Raw genomic sequence first — 15300 nt, forward strand, 5'->3', positions numbered from 1 at the left:
GTCCATCCAGGACGTGTGCCATCAAGTTCGAGCAAATGACCATCTCACGCATCCTGTTGCTGCCGGGCTGGCAGAACAGCGGCCCCGGCCATTGGCAAACCCGTTGGGAGTCGCTGTATGGCGATCACCGTGTCGAGCAGCATGAGTGGATGCACCCTCTGCGCGGCGACTGGTCCGCGCGGCTCGAGGAAGAAGTGCTGGCCGCGCCCGGCCCGGTGGCCTTTGCGGCGCACAGCCTGGGTTGCATCCTGGTGGCCGCCTGGGCTGCGCATTCGCGCAACACGCACAAGGTGCGTGGTGCCTTGCTGGTTGCCCCCGGAGACCTGGAACGCGACGACCTGCGCCAGCTGATTCCGGGCTGGGCGCCCATCGTGCGCAAGCCGCTGCCGTTTCCGTCGGTGCTGATTGCCGCCAACGACGACCCTTACTGCGACGCCAGGCGCTCGCGCCAGATGGCCGACGACTGGGGCGCGCGCTTTGTCGACACTGGCGCAGGCGGCCATTTGAACGCCGAGTCCGGCCTGGGCGACTGGCCCGAAGGCCGGCAACTATTGAACGAAATCTCGAAAGACACGCACTGATGGCGACCAAGAAACCCAAGGGCCTGGGGCGCGGCCTCGAAGCGCTGCTCGGCCCCACGGCCGCACCCGCCGCCGACAACAACAACGGGACGGAAGAGGGCGCCGCGGCGCAGAACCCGAACACGCTGATGCTCGACCAGATGGTGGCCGGCGTTTACCAGCCGCGCACCCGCATGGACGAAGGCGCGCTGTACGAACTGGCCGAGAGCATCAAGGTGCAGGGCATCATGCAGCCGATCCTGGTGCGCCGGCTCGACGAGGCATCGGCTGCCGCCAAGAACGCCGAGTACGAAATCATTGCCGGCGAGCGCCGCTTCCGGGCCGCCAAGCTGGCGGGCCTCGACCGGGTGCCGGTGCTGGTGCGCGACGTGCCCAACGAGGCCGCGGCGGCCATGTCGCTGATCGAGAACATCCAGCGCGAAGACCTCAACCCGCTCGAAGAAGCCCAAGGCCTGCAACGCCTGGTCTCGGAGTTTGGGCTCACTCACGAAGCTGCGGCGCAGGCTGTGGGCCGCTCGCGCAGCGCCGCCAGCAATCTGCTGCGCCTGTTGAACCTGGCCGAGCCGGCGCAACAGATGCTGATGGCGGGCGACATCGACATGGGCCACGCCCGCGCGCTGCTGTCGCTGGACCGCGGCACGCAGATCACCGCCGCCAACCAGATCGCCGCCAAGAAAATGTCGGTGCGCGAGGCCGAGTCGCTGGTGAAGCGGCTCGCCGCCGAATTCACGCTCACGCCGTCGCGCCGCGGCAACGACGGCGAAAAGTCGCGCGACCTGCAGCGCGTGGAAGAAGAACTGGCCGACCTGCTCACCGCCGAGGTCGAGGTCCGCATCAAGAAGCGCAGCAAGCGCGGCGGCAAGGTCGAGGAGAGCGGGGAACTCGCCATTCACTTCGGCTCCATCGAGGCGCTCAACGGCCTGATCGAACGCATCCGCCGAACGGCCTAGCCGGCGGGCCGCGGCTCGGACTTTTGCGTGATTGTTTCTTGCAATCTTTTACGCGTATCCTCTCCGCTGATTTTCAAATCGCAATCTCGAGGAGAGGGAGTCCTTTCATGACATTCAACAAGTTTCCGCTCGCGGCCGTGGCCGTGGGCGCGCTGCTGCTGACCGGCTGCGTGACCACCGACATGCAGATGGGCAGCCAGTCTGCCAAGACCACGGCCACCGGCAGCGCCGCCGGTTCGGCCACCGCCGGCGAAAGCAGCCAGCTCGAGCGCTGCGAGTCGCCGCTCGGCACCGTCTCGCTCATCGAGAACGTGAACTCGGGCTGGTACACCATCCTCACCGGCGAATACCGCCTGCCGCCTACGGCCAACCTGCTGCGCTTGCTGGTGCAGCAATCGAACTGCTTTGTGGTGGTCGAGCGCGGCGCGGCCGGCATGAACGCCATGAACCGTGAACGCGCGCTCATGCAGTCGGGCGAAATGCGTGGCGGCAGCAACTTCGGACGCGGCCAGATGGTGGCTTCGGACTACGGACTTTCGCCCGAGATCGTCTTCAGCAACAGCGACGCGGGTGGCATCGGCGGTGCGCTGGGCGGGTTGGTCGGCGGCAACCGTGGGCGCGCCCTGGCTGCGGTCGGCGGCAGCATGCAGACCAAGGAAGCCAGTGCGCTCCTGACCCTCATCGACAACCGCTCCGGCGTGCAGGTGGCGGCATCGGAAGGCAGCGCCTCCAAGACCGATTTCGGCGCCTTCGGCTCGGTATTCGGTGGCCGTGCCGGTGGCGGCCTTGGCGGGTACACGAATACGGCGCAGGGCAAGGTGATTGCCGCGGCCTTCATGGACGCGTTCAACCAGATGGTCCGCTCACTGCGCAACTACAAGGCGCAAACGGTGCGCGGCCAGGGTCTCGGCGGCGGTGGCCGCCTGGGCGTGGACGGCGGCGCTGCGCCGTCGCAGACCTCGGCTCCCGCGGAGCAACCCGCCCGCCGCCGCAGGTAAGACGCGGCGGTGGCAATATAAAAAGCCCGGCGGTTCGCAAGAGCCCCGGGCTTTTTTATCGGGTCCTCGAACAGATCAGAGCGCGAAGATCTTTCCGGGATTCATGATGTTCTTGGGATCGAGCGCGCGCTTGATCGTGCGCATCATGTCGATGGCGCCCACGCCCGCTTCGGTCACCAGGAAGTCCATCTTGTGCAGCCCCACGCCGTGCTCGCCGGTGCAGGTGCCTTCGAGCGCCAGCGCGCGGCTCACCAGGTCGTGGTTGAGCTTTTCGGCCTTCACGCGCTCTTCGGGAATGTTCGGGTCGAGCAGGTAGCCGAAATGGAAATTGCCGTCGCCCACGTGGCCCACGAGGAAATAGGGGATGCCGCTGGCATCGGCCTCGGCCACCGAGTCGAGCAGGCAGTCGGCCAGGCGCGAGATGGGCACGCAGGTGTCGGTGGAGATCACGCGGCAGCCCGGGCGCGACTGCACGGCCGCAAAGTAGCTGTTGTGCCGCGCGGTCCACAGGCGGGTGCGTTCTTCCGGCGTGCTGGCCCATTCGAAGGCATTGCCGCCGTGGCCGCTGGCCAGCTCCTGCACGGTCTCGGCCTGTTCCTTCACGCCGGCCGGCGAGCCGTGGAATTCCATCAGCAGCATCGGCTCTTCGCGCAGGTTGAGCTTGGCGTAGGCGTTCACCATGCGCACCGTGTTCACATCGATGAGTTCCACGCGCGCGATCGGCACGCCGAGTTGAATGGTTTCGATGGTGGTGCGCACCGCGGCTTCAATGCTCGGGAACGAGCAGATCGCAGCGGACACGGCCTCGGGCAGCGGGTAGATGCGCAGCGTGACCTCGGTGACCACGCCCAGCGTGCCTTCGCTGCCCACCATGAGGCGCGTGAGGTCGTAGCCGGCGGACGATTTCTTCGCGCGCGTGCCGGTGCGGATGACGTCGCCACTGGCGGTGACCACCTCGAGCGCCAGCACGTTCTCGCGCATGGTGCCGTAGCGGACTGCATTGGTACCGCTCGCACGCGTGGCCGTCATGCCGCCGATGGAAGCATCCGCACCCGGATCGATGGGAAAGAACAGGCCCGTGCTCTTGATCTCTTCGTTGAGCTGCTTGCGCGTAACGCCCGGCTGCACCGTGACCGTGAGGTCGTCGGCGTTGACCGACAGCACCTTGTTCATGCGCGACACGTCGATGCTGATGCCGCCCTGCACCGCCAGCAGGTGGCCTTCGAGCGATGAGCCCACGCCGAAGGGGATGACCGGCACGCTGCGCTCGCTCGCGAGCTTTACGGCATCGGCCACGTCCTGCGTGCTTTCGGCAAACACCACGGCCGAAGGGGGCGGGGCGTCGAACGACGACTCGTCGCGGCCATGCTGCGTGCGCACCGCCATGGCCGTGGAACAGTTGGCGCCGAAGCGGGCCTTCAGCCCATCGATGAGGGCGGCGGGCACGTCGCGCAGATGAAGCTCCGGCAGCAGGTGCGAGGTTTGGGTCGGGGCGTTCATCGGGTGTCTCCTGAATGATGGGGGTGCGAAGGCTCTGTTCGGTCATTTTACGGAGCGAGCACCATAATGCGCTTCGGAAAAAGCCATGAACCCTACGACGCTCGCTGCCCTTGCGGCATTTCCCACACTGCTCGAAGCCCATTACGCGATCATTCCGGAGGCACACCGCCACTGGGCCCCGCGGTCATGGGACGGCGTGCCCAGCGAGGCCTTCACGGCCATCGAACAGCTGTGCCATGTGCGGGACATCGAGATCGAGGGCTACCACGAGCGCTTTCGCCGCACGCTGGAAGAAGACAACCCCACGCTGGCATCGATCGATAGCGAACCGCTTGCCATCGAACGCGCCTACGGCAAGGCCGATGCGGCACAGGTGCTGGCGGAGTTCCGCATTGCACGCGCGAAAACCATGGAAATCATCTCGCAGCTGAGCGACGCGCAACTCGCACGCCCAGCCGTGTTCGAGGGTTACGGACCGCTCACCATGCGCGGCCTCATTCATTACCTTTGCAGCCACGACCAGCAGCATCTTGCAGGCCTGCAGTGGCTGCTCGGCAAGATCGACGCATCCAGGGTCGGGCCGTAGAAAAACACAAGAACACGGACAGGAGCGCCCATGGGCAACCGACTTTCGCAAATTGCCACCCGCACCGGCGACGATGGCACCACCGGCTTGGGCGACAACACCCGCGTGCCCAAGGACCACTTGCGCGTGCATGCCATGGGCGACGTGGACGAACTCAACTCGCAGATCGGCCTGCTGCTCTGCGAGCCCATGCCAGAGCCCGTGCGCGAGCTGCTGGTCGACGTGCAGCATCAGCTCTTCAACCTGGGCGGCGAGCTTTCGATGCCGGGCTACACGCTGCTGAAGGCCGACGCGCTGCTGCAACTGGACAACGCATTGGCCGAGCACAACGCCGCCTTGCCGCGCCTGGCTGAATTCATCCTGCCCGCGGGCACGCGCGCGGCCTCGCTCGCGCATGTGTGCCGCACGGTGGCGCGACGAGCCGAGCGCGCGGTGGTGGCACTCGGTGCCACGGCCGAACTCAACGACGCATTGCGCCAGTATCTCAACCGGCTCAGCGACCTGCTCTTTGTGCTTGCACGTGTGCTCAACCGCATGTACGGCGGCGACGACGTGTACTGGAAGAGCGAGCGCATGGCGCGCGCAGCGGCCGCCGATGCCAAAGACGAAGGAAGCCCATCATGAAGACGAAGACAACTGCCCACGCCTTTTCCGTTGCAGCAGCAGCGGTGCTGCTGTTGTCCGTGCCCGCCGTGCATGCGCAGAGCGCGGACAACCCGCCCAAGGCAGAGCGTGCCCACACGCTCAATCCGCCGCCGCGCGACAGCAAGGTCGTCAACAGCGTGCAGCGCGGCACCAATGCCGCGGGCCGAGGCATCGATCGCGCGGAAGACGCAACGCGGCGTGGTGTCAACAACGTATCGGAAAAAGCGAGCCGGCCTGTGCGCCGAGTGGGCGAGTCCTTCGGGCGCAAGCTGGCGCCGGGTTCCAGTGGGCGCGCTGCGCCGCCGCCTGTGGGGCCGCAAGGGAATGCGCCCTGATTGAAGCCCGTTTCGTCTTGAGGGTGTGCGGCGCGCTTCGTTCATGGTGCGCACCCGCCGACGGGGTACCTTTCTCCGCGAATGTCCCCCGGCCTGCGGCCTCCTCCTTTATTTCGCTGCGCAAGGCACCCCGCCAGCGGGTGCGTTGGGCAGTACCCGGTGGCCTGTGCACAAGCCCTGAACAGCAGCGCCAAGAACAATGACGCCCTGAACAAAGCCCCCCATAAGCCCCCCATACCGCACAAAGCGATCAACCACAGATGGCAAGAAACATAGAGATCAAGGCCCGCATCGACAGTGTGGAACGCGTTGCCCAATTGGCAGCCCAACTCGCCGATTCAGGCCCCGTCGAAATCGCACAGGACGACACCTTCTTCCGCTGCGAGAACAGCGCAGACCGTCTCAAGCTGCGCACCTTCGCGCCCGATCGCGCCGAGTTGATCTTCTATCGCCGTGCGAACAGCAGCGGCCCGAAGGAATCGTTCTATTTGATCTCGCCCACCACCACGCCCGACACGCTGCGCGAATCGCTCACGCTTGCCTGGGGCCAGGCCGGCCGTGTGCGCAAGCAGCGCCGGCTCTTTATCGTGGGCCGCACGCGCGTGCATCTTGACCGTGTGGAAGGGCTCGGTGAATTCCTCGAGCTTGAAGTGGTGCTGAAAGAAGGCGAACCCGCCGAGGCTGGCGTGGCCGAGGCCCATGCGCTCATGGCGCAACTCGGCATCGCGTCCGACCAACTGGTGCAGGGCGCCTACGTCGATCTGCTGCAGCAGGCCGCCTGAGCGCTGTCGTCAGCGCCAGCCTGCGGCCTTGAGCTGATCCGCGAGCTGCTCCGCGACTTTGGCGTAGCCCTGCGCGTTGGCATGAATGCGATCGGAGCGCAGCGATGTGTCCGACAGCACGCTCGAATACACATTGGCAACCAGCAGCGCCTGCCCCGACTTCGCGACTTCCTCATAGAACGGTGCATCGCTCAGCGAGCCTACAGCCGCGCGCATCGCATCGGGCGCCGGCGTGGCAAGCAGCGCGACATAAGGCGTGTGCGCGCGTGCCTGGCTCACAAGCGACGCGAGGTTCTCGCGCGTGGCCGAGGGCGACACGCCGCGCAGCATGTCGTTGCCCCCGATGCCGATCAGGATCGCGTCATAGCTTTCCGCGGCCAGCAGCGCTGGCAAACGCTCCAGCGCTCCTGCCGACGTGTCGCCGTTGATGCCCGCGTTCTCGATCTGCCAGCCGGTGAGCTCACCGAGTTTCACGGGCCACGCCGCGCCGGGCGGTGCGCCGTAGCCGAAGGTCAGGCTGTCGCCCAGGGCGAGCACGCGGGCATCCGATTTCAACGCGGCGGTGGAAGGCTTGCGCTTGCCGCAGGCGGCCAGGAGGGCGGCTGCGGGCGCGCCGGCCAGCAGGTGGAGGAGGTGTCGTCGCTTCATGCTGCGCGCGAGCTTAAACGCAGTCGAGGAGGAACCGCGAACATGCGCCGCCCCGTTCAATCGGGACGTTTGAAGAACCGGTACAGGCCGGCAACCACCATCACGGCGCCCAGGAACGCGACGGCCGTCTGGCCGCCCTCGTAGCCGCCCACGCCAGCGGGCGGGCCCGTCATGAACCACCGCAGGAGCATGCCTCCACCCCAGATTACGCCGATGGCACCGATGATCTTGTCGCGCATATTCGATTGATGGCGCCCCCAGCGCCTGATGATCTGCATTCGCATTGTCCCCAAAGCCCTCACGCTCGGCGCAAATCACCTATGCAAAACCGGGATTGAAGGACAACGCGCCGCCCGGATACCAGCGCTTACGCGATTTCACCTGACGGCGACCTGATGTGCTCCGGGCAGACACAAGCGCCACTGACAATGGACTCGTCATCAACACGAAGGAGTTCCAGATGATCATCAAGTCAAAGAGCATGGCCGTCGCTGCTGCGGCGCTCGCGATGTGCATGGCCGCGGGAAGCGCCTTCGCGCAAGACCGTGGCCACGATCGCGGTCATGACCGCGGCGACGACCGAGGCAATGGCCGCTATGAACAACAGCATCGCCAGTTCGATCGGCACGACAACCGGCGCGGCGACCGCAGTGACCGCGGCGATCGCTACAGCCGTGAGGACTATCGTGCGGGCCGCCACTTCGACCGCCGCGGTTATCCGCAACCGCATACCGAATGGCGCCGCGGTGGACGCGTGCCCCACGAGTACCGTGGCCGCAACTACGTGGTGAACGACTACCGTGCCTATCAACTGCAGGCGCCGCCCCGCGGCTACCAGTGGGTGGGTGTGGGCGGTGACTATGTGCTCGCGGCCATTGCCACCGGATTGATCGCGCAGATCATCGTGGGCAACCAGTAAGCGCCAAGCGCTCAAGCCTTCGCCATGCGCGGGCTTGAATGAAGAGAAGACCGTCGCAGGAACCTCCTGCGGCGGTCTTTTCGTTTTGCGAGGAGCGAAGCTCTCAGGCCGTGACGGTGGGCAGCGACTGGGCGCACACATTGCGCCCGGTAATGGTGAGCCGCAGGCCGCCGCCGTGCCATTCGAGCCAGTTAAGGCTCACATACGCTTCGATGTCGCTGTCGTCGATGCGGTCGGCCTGGCGGCTTTGCAGCAGCTCCACGGTGGCGGGCAATGCCCGTCTCAGCCGCTCGCGCCGTTCGGCGGCGTCGGCCGCCTTGAGGGCGGCCTTGGTTTGCTGTTGCTGCTGCGGGGTCGATGCCATTGCTGATCCGTTCCGGGAAGCCAAGGAATTAACCCGAATGTACGCTCCCTGTGTGAAGCCTCATGCTTCTTTTTTAAACCTGTTGCTCGGAGCGTCGAATACGTTGCATCCGCGCTAGATTTCGTAGTGCGACCCCTTCGCTTCGCCGCCCAGAGCCTTTTCGACGACGGCTCGCGTCAACGTGGGTGCGAACGATTCGATGAATGCGTAGACGTACTTGCGCAGGTAGTTGCCGCGCCGCACGGCAAGCTTGGTCAGGTTGATGCCGAAGAGCCGGCCCGCATCGAGTGCGCGCAGCTGCGTGTCGCGCTCGGCCTCGTAGGCCACGCCGGCCACGATGCCCACGCCCATGCCCAACTGCACGTAGGTCTTGATCACATCGGCGTCCATGGCCGACAGCACGATGTTGGGCGCGAGTCCGCGCTGCGCAAAGGCCTCGTCGATGCGCGAGCGGCCGGTAAAGCCGGTGTCGTAGGTAATGAGCGGAAAGCGCGCCAGCGCCTCGAGCGTCAGCGGCGCGTCGAGCAGCGCATGGCCCGGCGGCACCACCACAGAGTGCGTCCAACGATAGCAGGGCAGGGCCACCAGCTGGGCGTAGTCGCCGAGCGCTTCGGTCGCAATGCCCACATCGGCCTCTCCCTCGATCAGCATCTGCGCAATCTGCTTGGGCGAGCCCTGGTGCAGGTGCAGTTTCACGTTGGGAAACTGCGCGCGAAATTCCTGCACCGCCACCGGCATTGCATAGCGCGCCTGCGAGTGCGTGGCCGCCACCGAGAGCAGGCCACTCTGCTGCGCGACGAACTCCTGTCCTGCATGCCGCAGGTTGCTGCTCTCCATCAGCATGCGTTCGATGATCGGCAGCACATGGCCGCCTGGCTCCGTGAGCCCGGTAAGCCGCTTGCCTGCGCGCACGAACAACTCGATGCCCAGTTCTTCCTCCAGCTCGCGGATCTGCCGGCTCACGCCCGGCTGGGAGGTGTGCAGCGTGTTGGCAACCTCGGTCAGGTTGAAGCCGCAACGAACGGCCTCGCGTACCGAGCGCAGTTGTTGGAAGTTCATCTGGCGCGAAGGGATCCGAGAGAGGACGAGAGAGAGGGAAACGGTGACAGGCCCGCAGCGGGCCGCCCGGCGATTCTCGGCAGAAGCGCTTATGCGGGGAACGATGCGTTTGTTGGTTTCACATGAGCAAATCATCTTTGCCGGCCCACTCTCATCGATGCCGCGGGTCAACTTGTAATTTCGCACGTATGTGCTAAAGTCGCTTCCATGGACGCCAAGACCCAGAAAAGCGAACTCACCCGCACCGCCATCATCGGTGCGGCGATGGACGTTGCGTTGACCGAGGGGTTGGAAGCCATCACGTTGCAGGCCGTGGCCAGCCGCCTGGCGCTTTCCAAGAGCGGCGTGTTCTCCCGCGTGGGTTCGCGCGAGGCGCTGCAGAAGGCGGTCATCGAAGAATACGGCCGCCGCTTCCTTGCCGACGTGTTCGTGCCCGCCATGCAAAAGCCCAAGGGCCTTGCACGGCTCAACGACATCGTCGACCGCTGGATTGCCCGCACCCGCGACATCGAAGCCGAAACCGGCTGCATCTACACGGCGGGCGCGTTCGAGTACGACGACCGCGAAGGCGAGCTGCGCGACCTGCTGTTCAGCGAGGTCACGCGCTGGCGCGCCGCGCTGCGCCGCACCGTATTGCAGGCGGTGGAAACCGGCGAGTTCCGGGCCGACACCGATGCCGCTCAGGTGGTCAGCGAAATCAACGGCGTCATCATCGGCCTCCTGCATGACGCGCGCTTTCTGCGCGATCCACAAGCCGCCGACCGCGCCATGCGCACCTGGCAGCGGCTTCTTTCCAGCTACCGCGCCTGAGCCATCGGACGGGTCGTCTTCTTCGTTTTTGCTTGGATCAATTTCGCACAACCGTGCGATAAAAAGGAGCAGCACCATGCTGATCATCGCCCTCTGCCTCGTTGTCTATGTGGGCGCCATCGGCGCCGAAACCGTCCGCGATGCGCTGCGCAGCCTGCCGCGCAGCAACGACGACTGGGTCTGGTTTTGAACGCGGGAGCCCATTGAATGACGAGCACCAGCAGCACCTCTTCGTCCGCGGCAGCGCATGCCGCGCAATCGAACTACTACCGCCCCAGCCGCCTGATGCGCGCGGTGCGCCTCGGCCTGACCACGTCGGAGCGCCTTTGGCCCGCATTGGGCGTGCGGGCGGCCCATCGCATCTTCGGCACGCCGCTGCCGCTCAAATGGCTCTACCGCGCACAGGCACCCGGCGCCGGATGGCGGCGCGAAGCCTGGAGCTTCGAGAACGCGAGCCTCGGGCTCTATCACCTCGCCACGCAGGATTCAGGCGCGGAATCCGCGCCCGTCGTGCTGCTGGTGCACGGCTGGGGCGGGCACGCGGGGCAGATGCTGACGCTGGCGGAGGCCGTGGCCGACGCGGGCCTGCGGCCGGTGCTGCTCGAGCTGCCGGCCCATGGCCGGAGCGCCGGCATGATGAGCAACGCGCCGCAGTTCGCGCGTGCCATCTCGTACGTGGTGGCAAGGCTCGTGGCAGACGGCCATGCCCTCCGCGCCGTGGTCGCGCATTCGATGGGTGCCAACGCGCTCGGGGTGGCCGCCGCGCAGGGCCTGCGCGCCGAGCGGCTGGTGCTGCTCGCACCACCGGCTTCGGCGCGCGAATTCACGCGCTACTTCACGCACACCTTCGGGCTGAGCGAGAAGACGCGGCTCGCCATGCAGCGGCTGTTCGAGGCGCAGGAAGGCTTCCTGATGGCGCAGCTCGAACCGGCCGCCGTCGGGCCGCGTATCGTGCAGCCGACGCTCATCGTGCATGACCGCGACGACCGCGTGAACCGCTTCGCCGATGCGGAGGCCTACCGCGATGCGATCAAGGGGGCGCAGCTCGTGGCCACGCAGGGGCTGGGGCACCGCCGCATCCTCAAGGAGGAGGGCGTGATCCAGCAGGTGACGCGCTTCATTGCGCGGGGGGACTGACCGAAAGCCGCGCAGGCCGTGCGGGTTGCACGGCCCGCCTGCCGGGCGCTCAGCGCGCCGGCGTGGGCGAGGCGTCGGGCAGTTCGATCTTGATGTCGAGCACTTCCAGGTCGTCCTGCTTTTCCAGGTGAACCTTGATGTCCTCGGCATTGATCTTCACGTACTTGGAGATCACCGCCATCAGCTCACGCTGGAGGTCAGGCAGGTAGTCGGGGCGCTTCTTGCCGCTGAGGCTGGACCGCTCGTGCGCGAGGATGATCTGCAGCCGCTCTTTGGCGACGCTGGCCGTCTTCTTCTTTTCGCCGAGCAGGAACGAGAAAAAGGACATGGCCTACTTGCCTCCAAAGATTCGCTTGAAGAAGCCCGGCTTTTCGGCGTCGACGAAGCGCATCGGGCGGTCTTCGCCCAGGAAGCGCGCGACCACGTCGCTGTAGGCCTTGGCCACGTCGGTATCCTTGTCGTGGATGGCGGGCACGCCCTGGTTGGACGCCTGCAGCACGCTTTCGGATTCGGGAATGACGCCGATCAGCTTGATGCGCAGGATGTCCTGGATGTCTTCCAGCGAGAGCATCTGGCCGCCGGCCACGCGGTTGGGGTTGTAGCGGGTGATCAGCAGGTGCTCCTTGATGGGGTCGCCGCCTTCCTTCGCCCGCTTGGTCTTGCTGCTCAGCATGCCCAGGATGCGGTCGGAGTCGCGCACCGAGGATACCTCGGGGTTGGTCACCACCAGCGCCTCGTCGGCAAAGTGCATGGCCATCATCGCGCCGGTCTCGATGCCCGCGGGCGAGTCGCACACGATGTAGTCGAAGTCCATCGCGGCCAGGTCGTTCAGCACCTTTTCCACGCCCTCTTGCGTCAGGGCTTCCTTGTCGCGCGTCTGCGAGGCAGCCAGCACGAAGAGGTTGTCGCACTGCTTGTCCTTGATGAGCGCCTGGCTCAGGTTGGCTTCGCCCTGGATCACGTTGATCAGGTCGTACACCACGCGGCGCTCGCAGCCCATGATCAGGTCGAGGTTGCGCAGGCCCACGTCGAAGTCGATCACCGCCGTCTTCTTGCCCGCGAGCGCGAGGCCCGACGCAAAGCTGGCGCTCGTCGTGGTCTTGCCGACGCCGCCCTTGCCTGAGGTCACCACCACAATTTTGGCCATGGCCATTCCTTCTTGTTTCGATTCGGTTGTTGGTTTTTCAGATTCGCCGCGGCCCGTCAGGGAATCGCGTCGATCACTAGTTTTTTGCCATCGAGGCGTATTTGCGCCGGCTTGCCCAGCACGGGGTCCGGCAGCGGCACTTCGTTGGTGCGGTAGATGCCCGCAATGGCCACCAGCTGCGCTTCCATGCAGGTCGAGAAGATGCGCGCCTCTGTGTTGCCGCGCGCGCCGGCAATCGCCTTGCCTCGCAGCGGCGCATACACGTGCACGTTGCCGTCCGCGATGACTTCGGCGCCGAAGCTCACCACCGCGGTCACCACCACGTCGCCGCCGCGGGCGTAGACCTGCTGGCCCGAGCGCAACGGCTTGTCGATCACGAGCGTGCCGTTGGCCGGCACCGGCACTTCGCGCACGATCTGCGGTGCGTCGCTGGCGGGCGCTGGCGCGGCCGCCGGCGGTGCCGGGGAGCGCGGCGCGGGCGCCACCGGCATGGCCGTCAGCGAGAGGCCGGCCGCGCGGGCGGCGGCATTCTGGGCGTCGTTGCCCCCGCGCACCGCAATGGGTTGCGTCTGGTGGCGCGCCAAGAGGCCGCGCAGCGCCGCAAAGTCGAGCTCGGCGGGTTCCTCGCCGCTCTCTTCGTCGGGCTGGAGCTGCGAGAGATCGATGACCACCGGCTCCTGCTCGAAGAAATCGGGCGAGTCGGCCAGTTGCGCATCGAGTGCCTCGGCCAGCACGGCCAGGTCGGCCGTCTTGAGGATCACTGCAATCAGCGGCAGCGTGGCGCTTTTGAATTCGAAAACCGCCTTGGTGCGCGCGGCGGAGACATCGGCCATTGGAAAACGTCGGTGCGAAAAGCGTTGGAGTCTAACGGGCGCGGGCTTCGGGCCGGCGACCGGCGCCCGCATCAATCACCCGACACAACACTTCTTGCACGGCGTTTCACTTTTAAAAGGCTCAGGCGTTGCGCGATCGGCCCAGCAGTGCGTAAAGAATGATCGCGCCGAAAGTGGCGGTTCCGATGCCGCCCAGAGCGAAGTCGCCGAACTTCAACGTGAAGTCCGCGGTGCCGATGATCAGCGTGATGGCGGCCACGATCAGGTTCTTGTTCTGCGAGAAGTCGACCCGGTTGTCGACCCAGATCTTGGCGCCCGCAATGGCAATGAGGCCGAACACCACGATGCTCACGCCGCCCATCACCGGCAGCGGAATCGCCTGGATCAGCGCGCCGAACTTCGGGCTGAAGCCCAGCACCAGCGCAATGACCGCGGCCACCACGAACACCGCCGTCGAATAGATGCGCGTGGCCGCCATCACGCCGATGTTCTCGGCATAGGTGGTCACGCCCGTGCCGCCAGCGGCGCCGCTCACCACCGTGGCAATGCCGTCGCCGATGAAGGCGCGGCCGATGTAGGGGTCGAGGTTGCGGCCCGTCATGGCGGTGACGGCCTTCAGGTGGCCGAGGTTTTCGGCCACCAGGATGATTGCCACGGGAGCGATCAGCAGCATGGCGTTGGCCGTGAACACCGGCGCGGTGAAGGTCGGCAGGCCGAACCACGCCGCGTTGGCAATGCCGCTCAGGTCCACCGGCTTGCCCAGGCCCATGCCGTTGGTCAACACTGCATAGACCAGGGTGGCCAATATGAGCCCCACCAGGATCAGCAGGCGCTGCAGCATGCCGCGCGTGAACACCGCCACCAAGCCCACGCAAAGAAAGGTCACGGCCTGCATCCAGGCGTCGAAGTTGCCGGCCGCCATGTTCTTGACCGGCACGCTCGCCAGGTTGAGCCCGATCACCGCCACCACCGCGCCGGTAACCACCGGCGGCATGAAGCGCTCGATCCACCCCGTGCCCACGGCCTGCACGATGGCGCCGATGAGGATGTAGATCACCCCGCAGGCCACGATGCCGCCCAGCGCCACCGCAATGTTCGCATTGGGCCCCTTGCCCGCGTAGCCTGTGGCCGCAATGACCACGCCGATGAAGGCGAAGCTCGAGCCCAGGTAGCTGGGTACCTTGCCGCCCGTCACCAGGAAGAAGATGAGCGTGCCGATGCCGCTCATCAAAATGGCGATGTTCGGGTTGAAGCCCATGAGGATGGGCGCCAGCACCGTGGCGCCGAACATCGCAATGACGTGCTGCACGCCCATGGCGCCGGTCTGCAGCCAGGGCAGGCGTTCGTCGGGCGCGACCACGCTGCCCTCGGTGGCGGCGACTTCGCGCCAGCTGAATAGATTGCTCATGAGTGTTATCTCCTCGGTAGTTTTATGTGCCTTGCGGGCTTCTTCCGGCCGCTTTTTCGGCCCGTTGCCGCCCGCGAGCGGAGCGTGCGTCTTGTCTTGTCGCTAGCGCGGCGGCAGCACCGCCATTGTGATGCGCGAGACGCAGGTCAAGTCGCCCGCGTCGTTGGTCATGTCGATCTGCCACACCTGCGTGGTGCGCCCGCGGTGCACCGGCCGTGCCGTGCCCGTGACCCAGCCGCTGGTGGCCGAGCGGATGTGGTTGGCGTTGATGTCCAGGCCCACGGCCCGGTCGCCCTCCGGCGCCGAATAGTGCGCGCCGCAAGAGCCCAGCGTTTCGGCCAGCACCACCGACACCCCGCCGTGCAGGATGCCGTAGGGCTGGCGGGTGCGCTCGTCCACCGGCACTCGGGCGCGGATGAAGTCGTCGCCCACCTCCAGAAATTCCATGCCCAGGGTGGAAACGGCGGTGCCGATGTGGTTGCGGGTCAGCTCTTCGACCGAGATCTCTTTCTTCCAGATGCGCATTCGTTTTCTCCAGTACGGATGTGCTGGAAACTATAGCGATGGCGGCTGACAATGGCAGTCTCCTTTGCGTGCT

The 15300-nt window shown here is 66.0% G+C and carries 20 protein-coding genes; 10 read left to right on the plus strand and 10 right to left on the minus strand.

Going from position 1 to position 15300, the window contains the following annotated elements; genetic code table 11:
- The first annotated feature begins 35 nt into the window (after window positions 1-35).
- From V9K97_RS05390 to V9K97_RS05400, 3 genes are all read left to right on the plus strand, one after another.
- Entirely contained in the window at window positions 36-581 is a 546-nt protein-coding gene (locus tag V9K97_RS05390; protein WP_337316790.1) for an RBBP9/YdeN family alpha/beta hydrolase, read from the plus strand.
- On the plus strand, window positions 581-1531 hold the full coding sequence (locus V9K97_RS05395; RefSeq protein ID WP_337316792.1) for a ParB/RepB/Spo0J family partition protein: 951 nt from the start codon (window positions 581-583) through the stop codon (window positions 1529-1531). The genes V9K97_RS05390 and V9K97_RS05395 overlap by 1 nt, the downstream gene beginning before the upstream one ends.
- Window positions 1532-1638: 107 nt before the next feature.
- Window positions 1639-2529, plus strand: a complete 891-nt coding sequence (locus V9K97_RS05400; protein WP_258503185.1) for a CsgG/HfaB family protein — start codon at window positions 1639-1641, stop codon at window positions 2527-2529.
- A gap of 75 nt (window positions 2530-2604) precedes the next feature.
- On the opposite strand, the gene V9K97_RS05405 is transcribed toward V9K97_RS05400, so the two are convergent.
- Window positions 2605-4029 (minus strand): FAD-binding oxidoreductase, encoded by a 1425-nt coding sequence (locus tag V9K97_RS05405; RefSeq protein ID WP_337316794.1) that lies wholly within the window; start codon window positions 4027-4029, stop codon window positions 2605-2607.
- Window positions 4030-4114: 85 nt separating this feature from the next.
- Between V9K97_RS05405 and V9K97_RS05410 the strand changes: the two genes are divergently transcribed.
- The 4 genes from V9K97_RS05410 to V9K97_RS05425 all read left to right on the plus strand — a co-directional run bounded on the left by V9K97_RS05410 (window position 4115) and on the right by V9K97_RS05425 (window position 6377).
- Window positions 4115-4615, plus strand: coding sequence for a DinB family protein (locus tag V9K97_RS05410; protein WP_337316796.1), 501 nt, complete (start codon window positions 4115-4117; stop codon window positions 4613-4615).
- 30 nt (window positions 4616-4645) lie between these two features.
- A complete protein-coding gene (locus tag V9K97_RS05415) occupies window positions 4646-5239 on the plus strand; it encodes a cob(I)yrinic acid a,c-diamide adenosyltransferase (RefSeq protein WP_337316798.1) in 594 nt (197 codons plus the stop codon).
- Window positions 5236-5595, plus strand: coding sequence for a hypothetical protein (locus V9K97_RS05420; protein ID WP_258503191.1), 360 nt, complete (start codon window positions 5236-5238; stop codon window positions 5593-5595). Before V9K97_RS05415 ends, V9K97_RS05420 begins: the two co-directional genes overlap by 4 nt.
- Window positions 5596-5855: 260 nt before the next feature.
- Window positions 5856-6377: a class IV adenylate cyclase gene (locus V9K97_RS05425; RefSeq protein ID WP_258503192.1), complete on the plus strand. Its 522-nt coding sequence runs from the start codon at window positions 5856-5858 to the stop codon at window positions 6375-6377.
- A 9-nt stretch (window positions 6378-6386) separates the two neighbouring features.
- Here V9K97_RS05425 and V9K97_RS05430 read toward each other — a convergent pair whose 3' ends face one another.
- Together V9K97_RS05430 and V9K97_RS05435 are read right to left on the minus strand one after the other, a co-directional pair.
- Entirely contained in the window at window positions 6387-7025 is a 639-nt protein-coding gene (locus V9K97_RS05430) for a GDSL-type esterase/lipase family protein (protein WP_258503193.1), read from the minus strand.
- 56 nt (window positions 7026-7081) lie between these two features.
- On the minus strand, window positions 7082-7303 hold the full coding sequence (locus V9K97_RS05435) for a hypothetical protein (RefSeq protein WP_337316802.1): 222 nt from the start codon (window positions 7301-7303) through the stop codon (window positions 7082-7084).
- A gap of 182 nt (window positions 7304-7485) precedes the next feature.
- Here V9K97_RS05435 and V9K97_RS05440 point away from each other — a divergent pair, with 182 nt between their 5' ends.
- Window positions 7486-7944 (plus strand): RcnB family protein, encoded by a 459-nt coding sequence (locus V9K97_RS05440; protein WP_337298351.1) that lies wholly within the window; start codon window positions 7486-7488, stop codon window positions 7942-7944.
- 103 nt (window positions 7945-8047) lie between these two features.
- On the opposite strand, the gene V9K97_RS05445 is transcribed toward V9K97_RS05440, so the two are convergent.
- Together V9K97_RS05445 and V9K97_RS05450 are read right to left on the minus strand one after the other, a co-directional pair.
- On the minus strand, window positions 8048-8308 hold the full coding sequence (locus tag V9K97_RS05445; RefSeq protein WP_126746599.1) for a hypothetical protein: 261 nt from the start codon (window positions 8306-8308) through the stop codon (window positions 8048-8050).
- Between the two features lie 114 nt (window positions 8309-8422).
- Window positions 8423-9367: a CysB family HTH-type transcriptional regulator gene (locus V9K97_RS05450; protein WP_337316804.1), complete on the minus strand. Its 945-nt coding sequence runs from the start codon at window positions 9365-9367 to the stop codon at window positions 8423-8425.
- A gap of 207 nt (window positions 9368-9574) precedes the next feature.
- Between V9K97_RS05450 and V9K97_RS05455 the strand changes: the two genes are divergently transcribed.
- Together V9K97_RS05455 and V9K97_RS05460 are read left to right on the plus strand one after the other, a co-directional pair.
- A complete protein-coding gene (locus V9K97_RS05455) occupies window positions 9575-10177 on the plus strand; it encodes a TetR/AcrR family transcriptional regulator (protein ID WP_337298353.1) in 603 nt (200 codons plus the stop codon).
- Between the two features lie 207 nt (window positions 10178-10384).
- Window positions 10385-11314: an alpha/beta hydrolase gene (locus V9K97_RS05460; protein ID WP_337316806.1), complete on the plus strand. Its 930-nt coding sequence runs from the start codon at window positions 10385-10387 to the stop codon at window positions 11312-11314.
- A gap of 49 nt (window positions 11315-11363) precedes the next feature.
- Here the strand turns inward: V9K97_RS05460 and minE are convergent, their stop codons facing one another.
- From minE to V9K97_RS05485, 5 genes are all read right to left on the minus strand, one after another.
- Entirely contained in the window at window positions 11364-11642 is a 279-nt protein-coding gene (gene minE, locus V9K97_RS05465) for a cell division topological specificity factor MinE (RefSeq protein ID WP_126746603.1), read from the minus strand.
- Window positions 11643-11645: 3 nt separating this feature from the next.
- Window positions 11646-12461, minus strand: a complete 816-nt coding sequence (gene minD, locus V9K97_RS05470) for a septum site-determining protein MinD (RefSeq protein WP_258503200.1) — start codon at window positions 12459-12461, stop codon at window positions 11646-11648.
- A gap of 56 nt (window positions 12462-12517) precedes the next feature.
- A complete protein-coding gene (minC, locus tag V9K97_RS05475) occupies window positions 12518-13294 on the minus strand; it encodes a septum site-determining protein MinC (RefSeq protein ID WP_337316808.1) in 777 nt (258 codons plus the stop codon).
- Window positions 13295-13415: 121 nt separating this feature from the next.
- Window positions 13416-14702 (minus strand): solute carrier family 23 protein, encoded by a 1287-nt coding sequence (locus V9K97_RS05480; protein WP_337316810.1) that lies wholly within the window; start codon window positions 14700-14702, stop codon window positions 13416-13418.
- A 102-nt stretch (window positions 14703-14804) separates the two neighbouring features.
- Window positions 14805-15227, minus strand: coding sequence for a hotdog fold thioesterase (locus V9K97_RS05485; protein ID WP_337316813.1), 423 nt, complete (start codon window positions 15225-15227; stop codon window positions 14805-14807).
- Window positions 15228-15300: the final 73 nt, after the last annotated feature.

This window comes from Variovorax sp. CCNWLW186 (assembly GCF_037203865.1).
Taxonomy (GTDB): Bacteria; Pseudomonadota; Gammaproteobacteria; order Burkholderiales; family Burkholderiaceae_C; genus Variovorax.